Source organism: Serinicoccus chungangensis, from assembly GCF_006337125.1.
In the GTDB taxonomy this organism is placed as follows: domain Bacteria; phylum Actinomycetota; class Actinomycetes; order Actinomycetales; family Dermatophilaceae; genus Ornithinicoccus; species Ornithinicoccus chungangensis.
This window is the reverse complement of the sequence record NZ_CP040887.1, coordinates 990,227-1,009,540: the sequence shown is the minus strand read 5'-3', so window position 1 is coordinate 1,009,540 and position 19,314 is coordinate 990,227. Positions and strand designations below refer to the sequence as shown.

Annotated in this window: 17 protein-coding genes; 7 read left to right on the top strand and 10 right to left on the bottom strand. The window is 72.3% G+C overall.

The window, feature by feature from the left end; translation table 11 throughout:
* Positions 1-3 precede the first annotated feature (3 nt).
* Together FHD63_RS04580 and FHD63_RS04575 are read left to right on the top strand one after the other, a co-directional pair.
* Positions 4-861 (top strand): hypothetical protein, encoded by an 858-nt coding sequence (locus FHD63_RS04580; RefSeq protein ID WP_139720508.1) that lies wholly within the window; start codon positions 4-6, stop codon positions 859-861.
* A gap of 89 nt (positions 862-950) precedes the next feature.
* A complete protein-coding gene (locus FHD63_RS04575; RefSeq protein ID WP_139720506.1) occupies positions 951-1,676 on the top strand; it encodes a hypothetical protein in 726 nt (241 codons plus the stop codon).
* A gap of 12 nt (positions 1,677-1,688) precedes the next feature.
* Here the strand turns inward: FHD63_RS04575 and FHD63_RS04570 are convergent, their stop codons facing one another.
* Positions 1,689-2,591, bottom strand: a complete 903-nt coding sequence (locus tag FHD63_RS04570) for an SDR family oxidoreductase (RefSeq protein ID WP_139720504.1) — start codon at positions 2,589-2,591, stop codon at positions 1,689-1,691.
* A gap of 113 nt (positions 2,592-2,704) precedes the next feature.
* A complete protein-coding gene (locus FHD63_RS04565) occupies positions 2,705-3,178 on the bottom strand; it encodes a cupin domain-containing protein (protein WP_139720502.1) in 474 nt (157 codons plus the stop codon).
* A 186-nt stretch (positions 3,179-3,364) separates the two neighbouring features.
* Here FHD63_RS04565 and FHD63_RS04560 point away from each other — a divergent pair, with 186 nt between their 5' ends.
* Positions 3,365-4,837: a DUF5129 domain-containing protein gene (locus tag FHD63_RS04560; protein WP_139720500.1), complete on the top strand. Its 1,473-nt coding sequence runs from the start codon at positions 3,365-3,367 to the stop codon at positions 4,835-4,837.
* 173 nt (positions 4,838-5,010) lie between these two features.
* The gene (locus FHD63_RS04555) at positions 5,011-6,588 is read left to right on the top strand and encodes a plasmid pRiA4b ORF-3 family protein (RefSeq protein WP_139720499.1); all 1,578 of its coding nucleotides are present in this window, start codon (positions 5,011-5,013) and stop codon (positions 6,586-6,588) included.
* A 73-nt stretch (positions 6,589-6,661) separates the two neighbouring features.
* Here FHD63_RS04555 and FHD63_RS04550 read toward each other — a convergent pair whose 3' ends face one another.
* Entirely contained in the window at positions 6,662-7,720 is a 1,059-nt protein-coding gene (locus FHD63_RS04550; RefSeq protein ID WP_139720497.1) for an NAD(P)-dependent alcohol dehydrogenase, read from the bottom strand.
* 116 nt (positions 7,721-7,836) lie between these two features.
* Here FHD63_RS04550 and FHD63_RS04545 point away from each other — a divergent pair, with 116 nt between their 5' ends.
* On the top strand, positions 7,837-9,255 hold the full coding sequence (locus FHD63_RS04545) for an APC family permease (protein WP_139720495.1): 1,419 nt from the start codon (positions 7,837-7,839) through the stop codon (positions 9,253-9,255).
* Positions 9,256-9,303: 48 nt separating this feature from the next.
* Here FHD63_RS04545 and FHD63_RS04540 read toward each other — a convergent pair whose 3' ends face one another.
* Genes FHD63_RS04540 through FHD63_RS04510 form a run of 7 tightly spaced genes read right to left on the bottom strand, consistent with a single transcriptional unit; the run spans position 9,304 to position 17,375 of the window.
* The gene (locus FHD63_RS04540) at positions 9,304-10,305 is read right to left on the bottom strand and encodes a sugar phosphate isomerase/epimerase family protein (RefSeq protein WP_139720494.1); all 1,002 of its coding nucleotides are present in this window, start codon (positions 10,303-10,305) and stop codon (positions 9,304-9,306) included.
* Positions 10,306-10,336: 31 nt separating this feature from the next.
* Positions 10,337-11,560 carry a Gfo/Idh/MocA family protein gene (locus FHD63_RS04535; protein ID WP_139720492.1) on the bottom strand — a complete coding sequence of 408 codons (1,224 nt, stop codon included), beginning with the start codon at positions 11,558-11,560 and terminating at the stop codon, positions 10,337-10,339.
* On the bottom strand, positions 11,553-12,425 hold the full coding sequence (locus tag FHD63_RS04530; RefSeq protein WP_139722977.1) for a sugar phosphate isomerase/epimerase family protein: 873 nt from the start codon (positions 12,423-12,425) through the stop codon (positions 11,553-11,555). Before FHD63_RS04530 ends, FHD63_RS04535 begins: the two co-directional genes overlap by 8 nt.
* Positions 12,425-13,678 carry a substrate-binding domain-containing protein gene (locus tag FHD63_RS04525; RefSeq protein WP_139720490.1) on the bottom strand — a complete coding sequence of 418 codons (1,254 nt, stop codon included), beginning with the start codon at positions 13,676-13,678 and terminating at the stop codon, positions 12,425-12,427. Before FHD63_RS04525 ends, FHD63_RS04530 begins: the two co-directional genes overlap by 1 nt.
* Before the next feature lie 12 nt (positions 13,679-13,690).
* Positions 13,691-14,803, bottom strand: coding sequence for an ABC transporter permease (locus FHD63_RS04520; protein WP_139720488.1), 1,113 nt, complete (start codon positions 14,801-14,803; stop codon positions 13,691-13,693).
* On the bottom strand, positions 14,800-15,840 hold the full coding sequence (locus FHD63_RS04515; RefSeq protein WP_139720486.1) for an ABC transporter permease: 1,041 nt from the start codon (positions 15,838-15,840) through the stop codon (positions 14,800-14,802). The genes FHD63_RS04520 and FHD63_RS04515 overlap by 4 nt, the downstream gene beginning before the upstream one ends.
* The gene (locus FHD63_RS04510; RefSeq protein WP_139720484.1) at positions 15,837-17,375 is read right to left on the bottom strand and encodes a sugar ABC transporter ATP-binding protein; all 1,539 of its coding nucleotides are present in this window, start codon (positions 17,373-17,375) and stop codon (positions 15,837-15,839) included. The genes FHD63_RS04515 and FHD63_RS04510 overlap by 4 nt, the downstream gene beginning before the upstream one ends.
* Positions 17,376-17,447: 72 nt before the next feature.
* Between FHD63_RS04510 and FHD63_RS04505 the strand changes: the two genes are divergently transcribed.
* Positions 17,448-18,626 (top strand): ROK family transcriptional regulator, encoded by a 1,179-nt coding sequence (locus tag FHD63_RS04505; protein WP_338056424.1) that lies wholly within the window; start codon positions 17,448-17,450, stop codon positions 18,624-18,626.
* A 24-nt stretch (positions 18,627-18,650) separates the two neighbouring features.
* The gene (locus FHD63_RS04500) at positions 18,651-19,298 is read left to right on the top strand and encodes a hypothetical protein (protein WP_139720482.1); all 648 of its coding nucleotides are present in this window, start codon (positions 18,651-18,653) and stop codon (positions 19,296-19,298) included.
* Positions 19,299-19,314: the final 16 nt, after the last annotated feature.

Sequence of the window (19,314 nt, the reverse complement as noted above, 5' to 3'; positions counted from 1 at the left end):
CCCATGCCCTCCGACCGCCCGGCGCCGACGACCCGCACCAGCCGCGCCCGGCTGCGCCGCTCCGGCCGTCACCTGCTGCGCCTGGGGGGACTCCTGGCGGTCGTGTCCCTCGTCATCACCCTCCTCGGCGGGTGGGCCACCCGCTCCCTCCTGGAGCACCTGCAGTCCAACTCGGCCGAGCTCCTCGACGGCACCGCCACGGTGTCGCTGACCGAGGGCACGCAGCGCACGCTCTACGTCACCGGCGGCCTCGTCGCACCCGGTGAGATCGCCCCGACACCGGTCGAGCAGATCACCTGCACCATCACCGGGCCCGGCGGCGAGCTGCCGTTCACCACGCTGGCGGAGCAGGGCAGCCGGGTCGGGATCGACACGGCGCTGGCCCGCTTCCAGGTGGTGGGCGACTTCACCGCGACCGACACCGGCGAGCACCGCATCGACTGCGAGGGCCTCGGCGTCGTCGTGGCCCCCGAGGTGGGCCCGGCCAACGCGCTGCTGCGCCTCGGCGGGCTCGCGCTCGGCACCCTCGGCACCTTCGTCGGCCTGTCGATGGTGCTCATCGGCGGCGTCCTGCTGCTGCTCGTCCGGGCCCCGCAGGGCGGCGAGGACAGCGAGGAGATCATCGACGACGCACCGCCGGCCGAGGGCGCCGACGAGTGGTGGGAGGACGAGGCCGGCGAGGACCGGCCCGAGGGGGCCGGGCGGCCGGCCGGCACCGGCACCGAGGACGACGACGCCGAGTTCGTCGATCTCACCGACGAGGAGCTGGCCGCGCTGTCGGACGAGCAGATCGCCGAGCTGGTCGCCTCCGGGCAGCTGGTCTTCGTCGACGACGACGAGGACGACACCACCCGTACGTGACCGGCTGGTGCGGGTCGTCCCCGACCCGCCCGGTAGGCCCGCGGCGCACGGTGCGCGCGACGCCGGGGCGTGGCGGATAAGGTCGTGCCATGAGCTACGGGAACCCTCCGGCACCGCGACGCAGCGGTCTGACGACGGCCGGCAAGTGGATGTTCATCATCGGCCTCGTCCTGTCCGTCATCGTCGGGATCGGCGTGGCCTGGGGCGGGGTGCAGGGCGCCCGGATGTTCAGCGACCTCCAGGGCGGCGGGACACCGATCGACGGGGGCCAGACGACCGTCTCCGTGGAGGAGGGCGACCTGCGACTGGTGACCGCCGAGGGCAGCCAGACCCCGACGTGCACGGTGACCGGGCCGGACGGCACCGAGTCGGCGCTCACGCAGGACAGCACCTTCGACACCGGTGACCAGCAGGTCGACGCCCAGCTGGTGGGGACCTACCAGGCCACCGCCACCGGGGAGCACACGTTCACCTGCGAGGGCGGCGCCGCGTCGCTGTCCCCGAGCATCAGCATCGGGGCCACCATCGGCCTGGCGGTCGCAGGCCTGGGCATCCTGGCGCTCATCCCGCTGCTGCTGCTCACCGGCATCGGGCTCATCCTGTGGCTCGTCGGCCGAAGCAGGGACCGGAAGGCCGCGGACGGGCCGCCCGGGGGCTACGGCTACGGCACCGCCTACCCGCAGCAGGGCTACGGCCAGCCGCAGGACAGCGGCTACCCGCAGGCACCGGGGCAGGGGTACGGCCAGCCGTACGGTCAGGGGTCACCCCCGCGGCCGCCCGGGCAGGACCCGACCGACCCCTACCGCCGGGACTGACCCGAGCGCCGGTCAGGGGCTGTCGGCACCGTCGTTGACGTTGAGCGTCTCGCCCACGACGTAGCTGCTCTCCGGCGAGGCGAGGAAGACGTAGGCCGGGGCGAGCTCGACCGGCTGGCCCGCGCGCCCCAGAGGCTGCCCGAGGCCGAACTCCGGGATGGCCTCCTTGGGCTGGCCCTGCACCACCTGCAGCGGGGTCCAGATGGGGCCCGGCGCCACGACGTTGACCCGCACGCCCTTCGGCGCGAGCTGCTTGGCCAGGCCCTTGCCGAAGGTGTTCATGGCGCTCTTGGTCATGGCGTAGTCCAGCAGGTGCTCGCTGGGGCTGTAGGCCTGGACGGAGCTGGACAGGATGATCGTCGACCCGGCCTCCAGGTGCGGGACCGCAGCCCGGCAGATCCAGAACATCGCGTAGACATTGGTCTTGACGGTGAGGTCGAACTGCTCGTCGCTGATCTCCTCGATGGAGGGCGTGCTGACCTGCTTGCCGGCGTTGACGACGAGTGCGTCGAGCCCGCCGAGCTGCTCCACCGCCTGCTCGACGAGCCGCTGGCAGGTCTCCTTGTTGGTGACGTCGCCGGGCAGCTGCACGCACGTGCGGCCCTCCGCCTCGACGAGCTCCCGGATCCGGTCTGCGTCCTCCTGCTCGTCGGGGAGGTAGTTGATCGCGACGTCGGCGCCCTCGCGGGCGTAGGCGATCGCCACGGCCCCGCCGATGCCGGAGTCACCGCCGGTGATGAGCGCGCGACGGCCCTGCAGGCGGCCGGTGCCGCGGTATGACGTCTCGCCCCGGTCGGCCGGGGGGTCGAGCTCGGCGTCCAGCCCGGGCATGGGCTGGTCCTGCTCGGGCGGGGAGAGGCGCGGGTGGCGGGTGGTCGGGTCGTCGAAGGTCAGCTGGTCGGTCTTCTGGGCCATGCCTCGATCCTCCCCCGCCCGCCGCACCCGCGCACCGTGGAACGGTCCACCCCGCACGAGGGTGGGCCCCCACGATCGCGCCGGCGCCGGCCGACCGCCCGGCGCCCGTCGACTCAGGCCTTGAGGTCGTCCTCGCCGCTGCCCGGCTGGACCGTCCACTCCGGGGGCACGTCCCGGCCCGAGTCCTCGTCCGCCTCGGCGTCCTCGGACGTCTGCTGCACGATGCCCTGCGCGTGGTGGGACGGGGCGTAGACGGCATACAGCTGCAGCGGCTCGTCCCCGGTGTTGATGACGTCGTGCCAGGCCCCGGCCGGGACCTGGATCGACCACCCGTCGGAGACGTCCTGGGTGAAGTCGAGGTCGTCCTCGGCCGGACCCATGACGCACCGGCCCTGGCCGGCGTCCACCCGCAGGAACTGGTCGGTCTCCGGGTGGGCCTCGAGGCCGATCGACTGCCCGGGCGGGATGGACATGAGGGTGACCTGGAGGTACTTCCCGGTCCAGGCCACCGTGCGGTATGTCGTGGTGTCCCTCGTCGCGGTCTCGATGTCGAAGGCGTTCGGCCGGGGTCCGGGGTCGGTGACCATGCTGGCGTCCTCTCGTGCAGGTGGCTTCAGGCTCCCAACCTAGCGGCCCGCCCCCGCCTCCCGCGCCCGGGCGGCCGCCCCACCCGGCTGCCGGCAGGGAACCGGAACCTCGGCCGGCGCGGCGGCGTCGGTACGGTAGGAGCTGCCGTCGATCGGCCGGCCGGGGTGCCGGAGGGAAGAGGGGACATGTCGAACGTGCACCGGGCCGTGGTGGGCGGTGTCGCGCTGCTGGGGGTGGTCGGGACGAGCGTCGGCCTCTGGGCCACGCAGTCCCCCGAGCACGTCGCGAGCAGCCTGGTCGTCGACGACGACGCGCAGGTCCTGGACCTGTCGGCGTTGGAGGCCGGCGTGGAGGGGCTGCGCTTCCACGAGCCGACCGATGTCGCCGTCTTCAGCACCCTGGGGGGCGAGGCGGCGCGGACCGACGACCTGGCGCTCAACACGGCCGTGCTCGAGCACGCGCGATCCGAGCGCACCGAGTGGCTCTCGCCGGACGGGCAGACCTGGGCCGACGACCTGTTCGTCTTCGCGGTCGATCCCGAGGGGAGACTGGTGGGCACCTACTTCGGGGAGAACCGCGAGGTCCCCCAGGAGGAGCAGCTGCAGATCCAGGACGCCGCCAAGGACGACTTCCGCGCGGCCGACTGGACGGACGGCACGCTGGCCGGGCTCGAGGCGGGGGCGGCGCGCATCGAGCAGCCCTTCATGAGGTCGGCCGGCGGGGTCGTCCTGGCCGGGCTGCTGTCGCTGCTCACCGCCGTCGGCGCGGGCACCTGGCTGGGCGTCGGCGTCCACCGCGCCCGGGTCAGCCGCGACATGCGCGCCGAGGGCGACCGCCGGATGGCCTCGGTCGTCGGTGAGATGGACGCCACCGAGCTGCACGCCCGGCTCATCCCCGAGGACTCCCGCTACGGCGGGCGCGTCCTGCGCCGCTACGACGAGTTCACCCGCGGGGTGCGCGAGCTCACCGAGCTCGGCAACGAGGCGCGCGCCATCCCGGAGTCGTCGTACAACCGGAAGGCGTCGCAGACCCGGCTCACGGCATACCGCGACAAGGCCCTGGAGCTGGACCACCTCGACGACGTCATCGCCGACACGGCGACCTTCCTGACCCGCGAACGTGCCTGGTCGGAGGCGTGGACCCGCCAGGAGGCGCCGCTGCGCGAGGACCTCGAGCAGGTCGACGCGGTGATCGCCACGGACGTGCCGGACGAGGCGCGCGGGCTGCCCGAGGTCGCCGAGCTCCGGGAGTTCGCGTCCGGCGCCCTGGCCCGCCTGGACCAGCTGCGCGGGCAGCTGGAGGCGCAGGAGGTCTCCCCGGACGACGCCCTGGACGAGCTGCGGACCACCCGCGACGGGTTGAGCGAGCGGCTGGACCGGCTCGCCGGTGCCGTCGCGGAGGAGGTCGGGAAGACGCCCGAGGAGCGGGTCGCCATGAAGAAGGCGATGCGCGACGAGCGGTCCCAGCGCCGCACCGAGGCCACGATCCTCGCCGCGGCCTACCCGTCCTGGGGCTGGTACCCGCTCGGCGCGTTCCAGACCGGCCTGCACTCCGGCACCGCCGCCGTGGAGCAGTCGCGGTCCAGCTCGAGCGGGGCGAGCTCCGGCTACGGCGGCGGCGGCAGCTTCAGCGGCGCCGGGAGCTCCTCGCGGTTCTGACTGCGGGAGCGTTGCCGGTGCCGTGAGCTGCTCGCGGTTCTGAGCGGGTTCTGGGCGGGATGGGTTGCTCGCGGTTCCGAGCGTGCTCGTTTTCTTCTCGCCCGGCATCTGCTCCGACTAGGGCGTGCCGCGGGTGGGGTTCGCCGGAGGATCCGTAGGCTCGGCACCGACCGATGACCGGGTGGTCCTGCGCCTCGACCCCCGAGCGAGGAGCAGAGCACGTGGCCCAGGACCTGCCCGACGACCTCCGACAGGCGATTGCCAGCATGACGCCGGACGAGCTGCACCAGCTGCTCGCCGGGATCGCCGCCGCCAGCGGCGGCCTTGGAGCCCCCGAGTTCGGCTGGCCCAGGGTGGAGCCGGTCGTGCTGCCCGACCCGCCCGAGGACGACGTGCTCCTGACCGTGCGGGTCGACGTCGATGATGTCAGGCCGCCGGTGTGGCGCCGGCTGGAGCTGCGCGGCGACCTCCAGCTCGGCGAGGTGCATCACATCCTGCAGGCGGCGTTCGGCTGGCTGGACGGGCACCTGCACCGGTTCTGGCCCGGACCGGCCAAGCGCATCTGGACCGGGCCGTTCTTCACCACCGAGCTGGACGAGATCGAGCCCGAGGACGAGGGCATGCAGCCCGAGGTCGAGGTGCGCCTCGACCAGGTGCTGCGCCAACCGGGTGACCGGCTGTTCTACACCTACGACTTCGGAGATGACTGGACCTGCACCCTCAAGCTCGAGAAGGTCGTCACGCTGGACGACGACGCCGAGGTCGAGGACGCGGTGTGCACCGCCGCTCGCATGGCCGGTCCGCTCGAGGACTGCGGCGGGCCGCCCGGACACCAGGAGCTGGTCGACGCGTTTCGGGCCGGCGGTGTCGCAGCGCTCGACCCGCAGATGCGCGCCTGGGTGCCACCCGGGTGGGACCCCTTCGAGGAGGACGTCGCCTCGGTCAACGAGCGGCTGCGGATCGCCGGTATGACGCAGGCCGAGCTGATGGAGTCGCTCGCCTCGGGGGAGGACGCGGTGGAGTGGCCGTCGGCCCTGGAGCCGCTGCTGGACCTGGCCCTGCCGGACGTGCTCGGCGAGCTGGCCGAGCTGACCCGGACGGCGCGGGACGCCAGCAAGTACGGCGACCTCACGGCGGAGGACCTCGCCACCCTGGCCCGCCCCTACCGCTACCTGGTCGACCTGGCCGGGGACGACGGCATACCCCTCACCCAGGCGGGGTGGATGAAGCCGGCGGTCGTGGAGCAGATCTACCGCGACCTCGGCTTCGAGGACGGATGGATCGGCACGGGCAACCGCGAGGACCAGACCGCCCCCGTCGCGGACCTCCGGGCGCGCTGCCAGCGGGTGGGGCTGCTGCGCAAGTACCGGGGCCGGTTGCTGCGGACCCGGGCGGCTGCAGCCCTGACCGACGACGCGGACCTCGTGCAGCACGTCGCCGGGCGGGTGGGCGCCGACAAGAACGATCTGGTGCAGGCGGCGATGGCGCTCTTCGCGCTGGTGAGCGCGGCGACCGGCGAGACCGGCTACGACCACCGGGTCCCGGTGGCGGACCTCATGACCCGCTGCGGCCTCCGGACCACGTCACGAGGGGTCGACCCGCACCACGCCATTGAGTGGTGCCGCCCGGTCTGGCGAACGCTCTCGGACGCGTCCGGGCTGAAGCTGCTGCGCGCAGAGCCCGACCAGCAGAGCCGCCGGCGGGTGGCCGGAATGGCGCGGATGATGCTGTGGCCCCAGGTCGTCGTGTGACCCACCTCAGCACGACGACCCCGGGCGCCCGCACCGTGTCGGTGCGGGCGCCCGGGGTATGCCGTGGGGGCGGTCAGCCCGCCAGCGTCGCCGTGTCGATGACGGCGCGGTAGCGCACGTCCCCGGCCACGACCTTGTCGTAGTAGTCGTCGACCTGGCCGGCGTCGATGACCTCCACGGTGGCGGTGATGCCGTGCTCGGCGCAGAAGTCGAGCATCTCCTGGTGCTCGGGCAGGCCGCCGATCATGTTGCCCCTGATGGAGCGCCGGTTGGCCAGCAGCGAGAAGGCGCTGACCTGCAGCGAGTCCTCCGGGGCGCCGACATTGGCCAGGACCCCGCCGCGGTCGAGCAGACCCATGTAGGAGTCCAGCGGGATGCCCGAGCCGACGGTGTTGACCAGGAGGTCGAAGCTGCCGGCGAGCTCCTCGAACGCCGTGCCGTCCTGGGTGGCGCGGAAATCCTGGGCGCCGAACGACATACCGTCCTGCTTCTTGCTGTCGGTGCGGCTCAGCACGGTGACCTCGGCGCCCATGGCCGCGGCGATCTTCACCGCGACGTGCCCGAGGCCGCCCATGCCGATGACGCCCACGCGCGAGCCCGGGCCGACGCCGGCCTCCTTGAGCGGGTGGTAGGTCGTGATGCCCGCGCACAGCAGCGGCGTCACGCCGGCGTAGTCGGCCTCGTCGTAGGAGTCCGGGATCTTGACGACGAAGTGGTCACGGACGACGACCTCGCCGCTGTAGCCACCCTTGGTGACCTCCCCGTGGTAGTCCTCCTGGCCGTAGGTCTGCACGGCGCCCTTGAGGCAGTACTGCTCCTCGCCGTCCTGGCAGGGCGCGCACTCGCCGCAGGAGTCGACGAGGCAGCCGACGCCGACGACGTCACCGACCTGGTGGGCGGTCACCTCCGGGCCGACCTCGGTCACGGTCCCGAGGATCTCGTGGCCGGGGGTGAGCGGGTAGATCGTGCCGCCCCACTCCTCCCGGGTGATGTGGATGTCGGTGTGGCAGATGCCGGCCCAGCGGATGTCGATGCGCACGTCGTCCGGTCGCAGGTCGCGGCGCTCGATCTGCACCCGCTCGAAGGCGGCTCCGGCCGATGCAGCGGCGAGTGCTGGTGTGGTGGTCGTCACTGATGCTCCTCTGTGGGGTTCGGTGAACAGCAGAGCCGCGACACGAGGTCGCGGCTCACGCAGCCTCCAACCATCGGCGGGCCGCGCAGATTCCCCGGGAGGGCTAGCGTGCGGGCATGAGCACGCAGACGGAGCAAGGGTTCATCCGGCAGCTCGGGCGGTGGGACGCCCTCGCGATCGGGTTCGGCGCGATGATCGGCTTCGGCTGGGTGGTGCTCACCGGGGAGTGGCTGGTCGCGGCCGGCACCCTGGGTGCGGTGCTGGCCTTCGTCGTCGGCGGGGTCATCATGGCGCTCGTCGGGCTGACGTACGCCGAGCTGGTCGCCGCGATGCCGCACGCGGGGGGCGAGCACAACTACGTCATGCGGGCGATGGGGTCGCGGTGGGCGTTCGTGGCGTCCTGGGCCCTGGTCGGCGGCTACGTCACCATCGCCGCCTTCGAGGCGGTCGCGCTGCCCCGCACCGCGGCATACCTCTGGCCGGCGCTGGAGTCGGTGGAGCTGTGGTCGGTGGCCGGCTCGCCCGTCTACCTCGGGTGGGGCGTCATCGGCACGGCGGCCGCCGTCGTGCTCACCGTGATCAACGTCGTCGGCATCCGGCCGGCGTCGCTCGTGCAGACCTTCATCGTGCTCTTCCTCGTCATCATCGCCGTGCTCATGCTCGTGGGGGTCGGCGTCGGCGGGTCGCTGGAGTATGCCGAGCCGCTGGTCACCGGGGGTTTCGCCGGCTTCGCGGCCGTGCTCGTGGTGGTGCCCTTCCTCTTCGTCGGCTTCGACGTCATCCCGCAGTCGGCCGAGGAGATCGACCTGCCGTTCCCGCTCATCGGCAAGCTCATCGTGCTCTCGGTGGCGCTGGCCAGCCTGTTCTACATCGTCATGGTGGGCGCCTCGGGGCTGGCGATGGACCACCAGGAGCTCGTGGACTCCGACCTGGCGACGGCCGACGCGATGGCGGCGCTGTGGGGCTCGCAGACCTTCGGGACGATCCTCGTGGCCGGGGGCCTGGCCGGCATCCTCACCTCGTGGAACGCCTTCCTCATCGGCGGGTCCCGGCTGCTCTACGCGATGGGCCGGTCGGGCATGCTGCCGGCGGCGTTCGGTCGTCTGCACCCGCGGTTCCGGACGCCGACGGCCGCGCTGCTCTTCATCGGGGTGCTGTCGGCCGCCGCGCCGTGGCTGGGGGCGGACGCGCTCGGCTGGCTGGTCGACTCCGGGTCACCCTCGATCGTGCTCGGCTACCTGCTCGTCACGGTCGCCTTCCTGGTGCTGCGCCGGCGCGAGCCCGAGATGGACCGGCCGCTGCGCATCGGCGGCACCGGGTCCGGGGGCGTGGTCATCGGTGTGGTGGCGCTGGTGCTGGCCGCCGGGCTGGCCTCGCTCTACCTGCCCGGCATGCCGTCCTCGCTGCCGCTCGAGCCCTGGGTGCTCTTCGGTCTGTGGTGGCTGCTGGGTCTGGTCCTGCTGCTGCGGGTCCCGTCGGTCCCCGGCGGCCCGGACGCCGAGGAGACGGTGCTGTCCCGGCGGGAGGCCTCCTGAGGGAGCGCGGGCGGACGGAGCCACGGGCGGCCCGGCCCCTCCCCCGCGCTACCCCTGGTCGAAGGCGGCGTCGAAGGAGGCGGTCGAGGGCGGGAAGTCGAGGGCGCGCAGGTAGTCCAGCGCCTCCTTGGCGCCGTGCAGGCGGTCCATCCCGGCGTCCTCCCACTCCACCGAGATCGGCCCCTCGTAGCCCGCCCCGGCGAGCGCCCGGAAGCAGTCCTCCCACGGCACGTCACCGCGCCCGGCGGAGACGAAGTCCCAGCCGCGGCGCTGGTCGCCCCACGGCAGGTGCGAGCCCATCCGCCCGTTGCGTCCGCCGCCGACCCGCATCCGGGTGTCCTTGCAGTCCACGTGGTAGATGCGGTCGGCGAAGTCGGTGATGAAGGCGACCGGGTCGATGTCCTGCCACATCATGTGGCTCGGGTCCCAGTTGAGCCCGAAGGCCTCACGGTGGCCGATCGCCTCCAGGGTGCGCACGGTCGTCCAGTAGTCGTAGGCGATCTCGCTGGGGTGCACCTCGTGGGCGAAGCGGACGCCGCACTCGTCGAAGACGTCGAGGATGGGGTTCCACCGGTCGGCGAAGTCCTGGTAGCCCGCCTGGATCCGGTCGGCCGGCACCGGCGGGAACATCGCGACGTACGGCCAGATCGAGGAGCCGGTGAAGCCGACGACGGTGTCCACGCCCATGCGCTGCGCCAGCCGGGCGGTGTGCTGCAGCTCCTCGGCCGCGCGCTGCCGCACGCCCTCGGGGTCGCCGTCGCCCCACACCTTGGCCCCGACGATGGAGCGGTGCCGCTCGTCGATGGGGTCGTCGCAGACGGCCTGACCCTTGAGGTGGTTGGAGATCGCCCAGACGCCGAGGCCGTGGCGGCGCAGGATCTCCAGCCGCCCCTCGACGTACTCCTCGTCGTCCCAGCGCCAGGCGTCCAGGTGCTCCCCGGACACGGCGATCTCGAGGCCGTCGTAGCCCCAGCCGGCCGCCAGCCCGGCAACCTCCTCGAGGGTGAGGTCGGCCCACTGGCCGGTGAAGAGGGTGAACCTGCGTGCCATGTGCGTCTCCTTCGCTCGCGTGCTCAGCGTGTCAGGCGGGGAGGTCGACGGGTGTGCCGCCGCGCCCGCTGCTCGTCTCGATGGCCTCCAGCACCCGCTGGACCGCGAGGCCGTCGGCGAAGCTGGGGTGGATCTGCTCGCCGGTGGCGATGGCGCGCAGGAAGTCCGCGGCCTGGCTGGTGAAGGTGCTGTCCCAGCCGAGCACGTGCCCGGCCGGCCACCAGGCGCCGACGTAGGGGTGCTCGGGCTCGGTGACGAGCACCGTCTCCGCTCCCCCGCCGGCGCCGGTCACCACCAGCTCGTTGAGCCGCTCGAGGTCGAAGCGCAGCGACCCGGCCGAGCCGTAGACCTCGATCTGCAGCGCGTTCTTGCGGCCGGTGGCCATGCGGCTCACCTCGAGGCTGGCGACCGCCCCCGACGAGGTATGCAGCGTGGCCCAGGCCGCGTCGTCGACGTCCACCTCCTCGCGGTGGTCGCCGTCGGCGGACGGTCGCTCGGTGACGAAGGTCCGCAGGTGGCCGGTGACGCGGGTGACCTCCTCGCCGAGGAGGAAGCGCAGCTGGTCCACGGCGTGGGAGCCGAGGTCGCCGAGCACCCCGGACCCGGCGGTGTCCTTGCGCAGCCGCCAGCTCATGGGGGCCTGGTCGTCGGCCAGCCAGTCCTGGAGGTAGGACAGCCGCACCTGGCGCACCGTCCCGACCCGGCCCTGCTCGACGAGGTCGCGGGCGAGCGCCAGGGCGGGCACCCGGCGGTAGTTGTGGCCCAGCATCGACCGGCCGGCGCCGGGCGCCCCGGCCGCCTCGACGAGCCGGTCGCAGTCGGCCACCGTGTTGGCCAGCGGCTTCTCGACGAGCACGTGCTTGCCGGCGGCGAGCGCGGCGAGCGCCACCTCGGCGTGCAGGTGGCCGGGGGTGCACACGTCCACGACGTCGACGTCGTCGCGCTCCAGGACCTCCCGCCAGTCGGTGGCGGCGTCGGCCCAGCCGAGCTGCTCGGCGGCCGCGCCCACCCGGGCCGCGTCCCGCCCGACGAGGGTCTGCATGCGGACCTGCGGGAGGTCGTCGTAGAAGGCGTTGACGTTGCGCCAGGCGTTGGAGTGGGCCTGCCCCATGAAGGAGTAGCCGACGACGGCCACGCCGAGGGTCGCGGCGGGGTCGGGCGCGGCGGCACGGGGCGCCGGGGCGGCGGAGGGCTGCGGGGAGGCCGCCCGGTCGACGGTCGCCGTGGTGGCGCCGGTGCTGCTGCGGTCAGGCATGGGACTCCCCCTGGGTGAGGCGGCGGAGGAAGGCGAGGCCGTCGGCGGCCAGGTCGTCCTGGGTCGGCGCCAGCGGCCGCCAGATCGAGGCGGCGGTGGCGATGGTGTCGTTGTCGGCGGTGAAGGACTCGATGACCAGCGGCCCGGCGTAGCCCACGTCGGTGAGCGCGTCGAGGATCGCCGGCCAGTCGGTCTGGTCGCCCCCGGGGGCGCCGCGGTCGTTGCCGCAGACCTGCACGTGCACGAGGTGGTCGCCGGCGCGCCGGACCGCCGCGGCGGAGTCCCGCTCCTCGATGTTGAGGTGGTAGGTGTCGAGCGCCAGCCCGACGTGCGCCCCGAGCGGGCCGTGCAGCAGCTCGCCGAGGCCCTCGAGCGCCTGGTCGACCGTGTTGACCAGCGAGGTCTCGTAGCGGTTGAGCGGCTCGACGCCGATCCGGACGCCCGCGGAGGCGGCGTGCTCGACCACGGGGGCGAGGTTGTCCCGCCACTGCGCGCAGGCGTCCTGGCGCTGCTGCGGCGACATGCGCCATACCCTGCCGGTCGCGGCGTAGAACGGCCCGCACACGGCGGCCGCGCCGATGCCCTCGGCGAGGTCGACGCACGCCTTGAGGTAGTCCTGGGTGGACCGGACCGTGGCGGCGTCGGCGTCCACGAGGTCGCGCCCGGGAGCCATCGCCCCCACGACGCACGGGGTGAGCCCGGTGTCGGCGAGCACGGCCCGGGTGGCGGCGACGGTGAGGTCGCCGGGCTGCTCCAGCGGCAGCTCGACCGCGTCGAAGCCGAGGTCGGCGACGTGGCCGAGCAGGCCCCGGGCCTGGGCGTCGCGCAGCGGCGACGCCCAGACCCAGGTGTTGACGCCGATCATCACGGGATGACCCGCTCCTGCCAGACGTCCGGGTAGCCGGGCAGGTCCTCGCCGCCGAACTTGGCGTAGTGCCCGTCGGGCATGCCGTCGTTGGCCTCGAGGAAGTCGGCGCGCTCGTCCTCGGTGATCGGCACCTGCGGGAGCACCCACTCGGTGGGCACCTCCTCGCCGGCGAAGATCTGCTCCACCGCGAGCAGCGGGGTGCGCCACTGGAAGTTGGAGTAGACGGGCGCCAGGCCGGTGAGGCCGGTGTCCTCCCACTTGCGCAGGAAGCTCATCTCGTCCTCGCCGGTCATGACCGGGTAGTCCTGGCCGGCGTCCTCGAAGGCCTCGATGGCGGCGACGGCGCCGTCACCGGCGTCCATCCAGACGCCCTGCACCTCGCCGGTGGCCAGCTCGTCGGCGAGGATGTTCTTGATCTCGGCCGGGTCGGCGCCGGTGAAGTAGTCCACCGCCTCGATGCCGTTCTCCTCGAAGATCTGCTCGGCCGCCGCCCAGCGGTGCTCCAGCACGTCGACGCCGGGCAGGATGCGCAGCGCGACGACCTTGTCGCCCTCCTCGAGGTTCTCGGAGAGGAACTCGGCGGTGTCGATGCCCCAGGCATACCCGCCGATGGGGTGGATGAAGGTGGTGGGGCAGTCGGTCTCCACCCCGCGGTCGAAGACGACGACCGGCAGGCCCGTGTCGCAGGCCCGCTCGACGGCCGGCGTGAGCGCGGCGGTGGAGTTGGGCGAGATGACGAAGGCGTCGCAGTTGCCCTCGCTGATGAAGTAGTCGATGTCGGCGATCTGGGTGTTGTCGTCGGCCTGCGCGTCACGGGTCTCCATCTCGGAGATGACGCCGTCGTCCTGGAGCACCTGGAGCTGCTGGTTCATGGTGATCCAGCCGGTCTGCCGCCACGGGTTGTCGATGCTGGCGTTGGAGAAGCAGACCTTCTTGGCACCGTCGGAGGCGAACTCGGAGGTGTCGGTCATGTCGCCGTCGATGTACTGCAGCCACGGCTGCTCGGCGTCGCCCTCGAAGGTGGCCGAGCGCTGCTCGAACTGCTCGTCGTAGTCGGCCTGGTCGAACCACTCGTCGCTGTCGCCCTCGGCCTCCTCGCCTCCGTCCTCGGAGCCCTCGGAACCTTCCTCCGCGCCCTCCTCGGCGCTCTCGGTGGCCGGCTCGTCGAGGGACTCGTCGGTGGAGCATGCCGCCAGCATCGCCAGCGCGCTCAGGGCCGCGACGCTGCGGCCGATCGTCGTCCTGCGCATTGATCTCTCCCTTTAGGTGGTGCCCGGGTCGGGCGGGGTGGTGGTTGCGGACTCGGTATGCCGTTGCTCGGCACCCGGGGTGGTGGGTTCGGCGCTGCGTCGTCGGCGGCCGCCCTGCCAGGCGCGGGCCCCGATCGCGACGGCGACGATGATGATGACGCCCTGCACGGTGTCCCTCCAGGTGGAGGCGACACCGACGAAGTTGAGCAGGGTGAAGAGCAGCTCGAGCGCGAAGGCGCCGGCGGCGGCCGAGAGGACCCAGCCGCGCCCGCCGCCGAGCACGACGCCGCCGACGACCACCGCGGTGATCGCGGTGAACTCGTAGCCCTGGCCGACGGAGGGGTGCACCCCGGCATACCCGACGAGGATGATGCCGGCGACGGTGGCGGCCAGCGAGGACAGGATGAACGCGCGGGTCTTGAGCCACCAGGTCGCCGAGCCGGACAGGTGCACGGCCTGCGGGTTGTCGCCGACGGCGACCAGGGTGCGGCCGAAGGGGCGGCGCATGAGCCAGACCGCGGCGACCGCGAGGACCAGCAGGATGATCGCCGGGTAGGGGATGACCTCGAGGACCGGGACACCCTCGATGCCGCCGCGGCCGATCTGCCGGAACGAGTCGATCGGGTTGCCGGTGGCCGCGCCGCCGGTGAGGTAGAGCACCAGGCCGGAGAGCGCGAGCATCGTGCCGAGGGTGACGATGAAGCTGGGGACCTTGAGCAGGGTCGTCGCGAGCCCGTTGACCACCCCGACGAGCGTGCCGAGGACGACCATGAGGACCATGACCGGGAGCACCCGGCTCTCGTCCTGGCCGATGAAGTTGCCGGCGAGGACCACCTGCATCGTCACGACCGAGCCCATGGACAGGTCGAACTCGCCGGAGACGATGACGAAGTACTGCCCCATCGCGGCGATGGCGATCGGCGCCGTGCGGCCGATGAAGCGGATGAGCGAGCCGGGCTCGCCGAAGTTGGGGTTCGCGGCGATGACGCAGACGAGCAGGACGGCGACGAGGACGAAGACCGCCCCCCCGGGGGTGCGCAGGGCGCGCCCGATCTGTCCGGCGGTGCCGCCCTCGCTCATCGGCAGGGTCGCGCCGCGGGTCGTGGTGGCCTCGGCGGTGCTCATGCCGCACCTCCTGCGGTGGTGGGGGCGGAGGTATGCCGTGCCGCGCGCGAGCGCTCGAAGCGGGCCGGGCGGAGGTCGGCGTTGCGGCGGGCGTAGACCGCGACGGCGACGACGATGACCAGACCGCGGACGACGTCCTGGAGGAAGGCGTTGAGCTGCATGACGCCCATGACGTTGTCCATGACGGCGAAGATCGCGACGCCGCCGAGGGTGCCGAGGATGTTGCCCTTGCCGCCGGCCAGGACGGTGCCGCCGAGGACGACGGCGGCGATGGACATGAGGTCGTAGCCGCCCTGGGTGCCGATGGTGGGGCTGCCGACCGAGAGGCGGGCCAGCAGGAGCAGCCCGGCCATCCCGGCGAGCACCGAGCACAGGACGTGCGCGAGCACGACGGGCGGCTGGGTGCGGACCCCGGAGAGGCGGGCGACGTCCTTGCTGCCGCCGACGGCATACAGGTGGTGGCCGATGCGGGTGCGGCGCAGCAGGAGGATCACCAGCACGGCGCAGCCGAGCATGATGATCGTCGAGAGCGGCACCGGGCCGATGTTGAGGGCACCGATGAGGCGGAAGTCGCGGGGGGCCGAGCCGGCCGAGCCCTTGTAGTTGGTGCCGAGGTAGCCGGCCAGGATGAGGCCCATGCCCAGGGTGGCGATGAAGCCGTGGACGTGGAGGTAGGCGACGACCAGGCCGTTGACCAGGCCGATGAGGGCGGCCACGCCGAGGGCGGTGACGACGGCCAGCGGGATGTTGCCGGTCTGGCCGGCCATCGTGACGCCGCCGAGGAGGCTGGCGAGGCTGGCGACGTAGGGCACCGAGAGGTCGAGGCTGCCGGCGAGGATGACGAGGGTCTGGCCGATGGCGATGAAGCCGAGGATGCTCGTGCCGGTGAGGATGGCCGAGATGTTGCCGGCGCTGAAGAAGTTGCGGCCCGCGGCGGCGGTGATGATCGCGCCCAGGACGAGGACCAGCACGAGGACGAGGTAGACGATGCCCGTGCTGGTGAGGCGGGTGGGCCGGAGGCGGGCGAGGGCGTTCACGCGACGACCTCCTCGTGCTCGTCGGCGCCGGTCGCCAGGGCGAGGACGTCCTCCTCGGTGGCGCCGCGGGGCAGCTCGCCGGCGAGGCGGCCGTCGCGCATGACGAGGATGCGGTCGGACATCCCGATGACCTCGGGCAGCTCGCTGGAGACCATGAGGATGCCGACGCCGTCGGCGGCCAGGCCGCGCATGAGCTCGTAGATCGCGTGCTTGGCGCCGACGTCGATGCCGCGGGTGGGCTCGTCCATGAGCATGACGCGGGGGTTCACCGACAGCCAGCGGGCCAGGACGACCTTCTGCTGGTTGCCGCCCGAGAGGAACTGCACCTCCTGGTCCAGCGAGCGGGCGGCGACCTCGAGCGAGGACAGGACCCCGGGCATGCTCGAGCGGGCCTCGCCCGTGCGACCGGGGAAGACGGAGCGGACCACCCCGAGGGCGTTGTCGAGGACGGACTGGCCGAGCGCGAGGCCCTTGGCCTTGCGGTCCTCGGTGATGAGGGCGAGGCCGCGGCGGATCGCCTGGCGGGGCGAGCCGATGGTCGTGGTCTCGCCGTCCAGGGTCAGGGTGCCGCGGGTGAGCGGGGTGACGCCGAAGACCGACTCGACGAGCTCGGTGCGGCCCGAGCCCTGCAGCCCGGCCAGGCCGACGATCTCGCCGGCGCGCAGCGTGAGGTCGACGCCGTCGACATACCCGTTGCCGGAGCCCGAGAGGGTGAGCACGGCCTCCCCCACCTCGGTGCCGGGGGTGGGCTCGGGGAAGAACGCGGACATCTCGCGGCCGACCATGAGGCGGACGAGCGCGCCCTCGTCGAGCTCGGCGGCCGGCTGGGTGGTGACCTGCTGGCCGTCCTTGAGGACGGTGATGGTGTCGCAGAGGTCGAAGATCTCCTTGAGCCGGTGGGAGACGTAGAGGATGGCGACGTCGCGGTCGAGGAGCCTGCGGATGATGGCGTAGAGCAGCTCGACCTCGTGGTCGGCGAGCGCGGCGGTCGGCTCGTCCATGGAGATGATGCGCGAGTCGTAGCTCACGGCCTTGGCGATCTCGACGATCTGCTGCTCGGCGACCGACAGGGAGCGCACGGTCCGCTCCGCGTCGAGGCCGGTGACGCCGAGGCCGTCGAGGAGCTCGGTGGTGTCGCGGCGCATCGCGGCGGTGTCGACGAGCGGGCCGCGCCGCGGCTCGCGGCCGAGGTAGATGTTCTCCGCGACCGTGCGGTCCGGGAGGAGGTTGAACTCCTGGAAGACGGTCGACAGGCCGGCCTGCTGGGCCTGGATCGGGTGGGAGAAGTGCTGGGTCTGCCCACCGATCTCGACGGTGCCCTCGTCGGGCTGGTGCACGCCGGCGAGGACCTTCATGAGGGTGGACTTGCCGGCGCCGTTCTCCCCCACGAGGCCGTGCACCTGACCCGGGTGCAGCTCGAGGGTCACGTCCTCGAGGACGGCGTTGCCGAAGAAGCGCTTGGTCAGCCCGGTGGCCCGCAGGACGGGCTGCGTCGGGGTGCTGGCCGTCGGTGCGACGGCGTCGTTGGACGTCACGCTCAGGACTATGGCACGGCTCCTCGGCTTTTGTCGAGAGTCCGGCAAAAGTTGTTGGTTGAGCGTGTCGAAGTGGCGTGGTTCACTTCCGTGGTGCGCACCAGCGATGTCTTCGAGCTCCTGAGGGATGGTCGTCCGCGCACGCGTGCGCAGCTCGCCGAGGAGACGGGGATGGCGCGGAGCACCGTCGCGGCGCGGGTGGACGTGCTGCTGCGGATGGGCCTGGTGGCGCCTGTGGGCGGGGCGCGGTCGACCGGAGGGCGGCCTCCGGCGCTCATCGCGATGAACCCCGCCGCACGGGTCGTGGCCGGGGTGGACGTCGGTGCGACGCACGCCGTGGCCGCGCTGACCGACCTGGCCGGGACGGTGCTCGGCGAGAGGCGGGCCGAGCTCGACGTGGCCGACGGGCCGGAGGCGGTGCTCGGCTGGGTGACGTCGGTGGTCGGTGAGCTGCTGGAGGACGCGCGGCGTCCGGTGGGTGAGCTGGCGGCGGTGGGCCTCGGGCTGCCGGGGCCGGTCGAGCACTCGACCGGGCGGCCGATCAACCCGCCGATCATGCCCGGGTGGGACCGGTATGACGTGCCCGCCCACCTGCAGCGGACCTATCCCGTGCCCGTGCTCGTCGACAACGACGTCAACATCATGGCGCTGGGCGAGCGGGGCGCCTACCTGCCGTCGGTGGACGACCTCATCTTCGTCAAGGTGGCCACGGGCATCGGCGCCGGCATCATCTCGGGCTCACGGCTGCAGCGGGGGGCGCAGGGCACGGCCGGCGACCTCGGGCACGTGCGGGTCAGCAGCGGCGAGGGCGTCATGTGCCGGTGCGGCAACGAGGGGTGCCTCGAGGCCATCGCGGCTGGGCCGGCGCTGGCCGCTGCCTTGGCGGAGGGGGGCGTGGCGGTCGACTCGACGGCGGGGGTGGTCGAGCTGGTGCGGGCCGGCAACGCCGCGGCCGTGCAGGAGGTGCGGCGGGCCGGGCGCGACATCGGCGAGGTGCTCGCCACCATGGTGAACCTCATGAACCCCTCCGCCGTCGTCATCGGCGGGCGCCTCGCGGAGGCCGGCGAGCACCTGCTGGCTGGAATCCGGGAAGTCGTCTACCAGCGGTCCCTGCCGCTGGCAACTGAGCACCTGCGGATCGTGGCCTCCAAGGCGGGGGCGCAGGCGGGTGTGCTCGGTGCTGCCACCATGGCAGCCGATCACGTGCTCTCCCCCGAGGCTATTGAGGCCGCCAGCATGGGGGTGGCGTGATCCTCGACAATCAGGAGTTTCTTCATGCGAAACCGACTGATCACCATCGTCGACCTTGGCCGGCACGTGTCTTTCGACATCGCCACCAACGCGCTAGAGCAGGTGATCCAGAACTACGCCTATGCGGGTCACGATGTCGATGTCGTCACCGTGCGCAGCAGCACTCCCAGTGTCGTGAGGCGATTCATCAGCCAGGAGACAGATGTGCTGCACCTCATGGGACATGCCGGCAAAGACCCCGCAAGTGGTGCGTTGGGGTTTGAGAGCGACGGCGAGAGTTCTCGCGCCATCGACTTGGACTTGCGCGAGATCGCCGACGAGATCATCGACGGCGGTGAGCCAATCAGAGCCTCGGCGATCGTCGCCGACGGCTGCAGCACTCGCTCAGCCGCCTGGAGAGCGGCCATCCGAGACAGCATCGTCCGAGAGGTCACGTACGTCGGCACGACGACGGCGATCGGGTGGGACGACTCCATGATGTTCTCCTCGAACTTCTACGCGAGGCTTCTACGAAAGCGAGTTCCACGAAGCGGATTTGCATCGTGGGCGTCCGACTGCGTCGATTCTGTGGCAACAGCCGCAACCCAAGCCCGATTGCCCTCGCGTTTCCGTGGTGAGGTATTGAAGCCAAGCCCACGGGCCCTGGATTCACTCGCTACATACGGCAAATGAGTGTTTGGCAATGCCT

What these genes read in the sequence shown, in the direction of transcription:
- FHD63_RS04520 (WP_139720488.1), bottom strand. Translation starts at nt 14,803, where the DNA reads ATGAGCACCGCCGAGGCCACCACGACCCGCGGCGCGACCCTGCCGATG.
- FHD63_RS04560 (WP_139720500.1), top strand. Translation starts at nt 3,365, where the DNA reads ATGTCGAACGTGCACCGGGCCGTGGTGGGCGGTGTCGCGCTGCTGGGG.
- FHD63_RS04570 (WP_139720504.1), bottom strand. Translation starts at nt 2,591, where the DNA reads ATGGCCCAGAAGACCGACCAGCTGACCTTCGACGACCCGACCACCCGC.
- FHD63_RS04530 (WP_139722977.1), bottom strand. Translation starts at nt 12,425, where the DNA reads ATGATCGGCGTCAACACCTGGGTCTGGGCGTCGCCGCTGCGCGACGCC.
- FHD63_RS04565 (WP_139720502.1), bottom strand. Translation starts at nt 3,178, where the DNA reads ATGGTCACCGACCCCGGACCCCGGCCGAACGCCTTCGACATCGAGACC.
- FHD63_RS04525 (WP_139720490.1), bottom strand. Translation starts at nt 13,678, where the DNA reads ATGCGCAGGACGACGATCGGCCGCAGCGTCGCGGCCCTGAGCGCGCTG.
- FHD63_RS04575 (WP_139720506.1), top strand. Translation starts at nt 951, where the DNA reads ATGAGCTACGGGAACCCTCCGGCACCGCGACGCAGCGGTCTGACGACG.
- FHD63_RS04500 (WP_139720482.1), top strand. Translation starts at nt 18,651, where the DNA reads ATGCGAAACCGACTGATCACCATCGTCGACCTTGGCCGGCACGTGTCT.
- FHD63_RS04545 (WP_139720495.1), top strand. Translation starts at nt 7,837, where the DNA reads ATGAGCACGCAGACGGAGCAAGGGTTCATCCGGCAGCTCGGGCGGTGG.
- FHD63_RS04535 (WP_139720492.1), bottom strand. Translation starts at nt 11,560, where the DNA reads ATGCCTGACCGCAGCAGCACCGGCGCCACCACGGCGACCGTCGACCGG.
- FHD63_RS04540 (WP_139720494.1), bottom strand. Translation starts at nt 10,305, where the DNA reads ATGGCACGCAGGTTCACCCTCTTCACCGGCCAGTGGGCCGACCTCACC.
- FHD63_RS04555 (WP_139720499.1), top strand. Translation starts at nt 5,011, where the DNA reads ATGACCGGGTGGTCCTGCGCCTCGACCCCCGAGCGAGGAGCAGAGCAC.
- FHD63_RS04580 (WP_139720508.1), top strand. Translation starts at nt 4, where the DNA reads ATGCCCTCCGACCGCCCGGCGCCGACGACCCGCACCAGCCGCGCCCGG.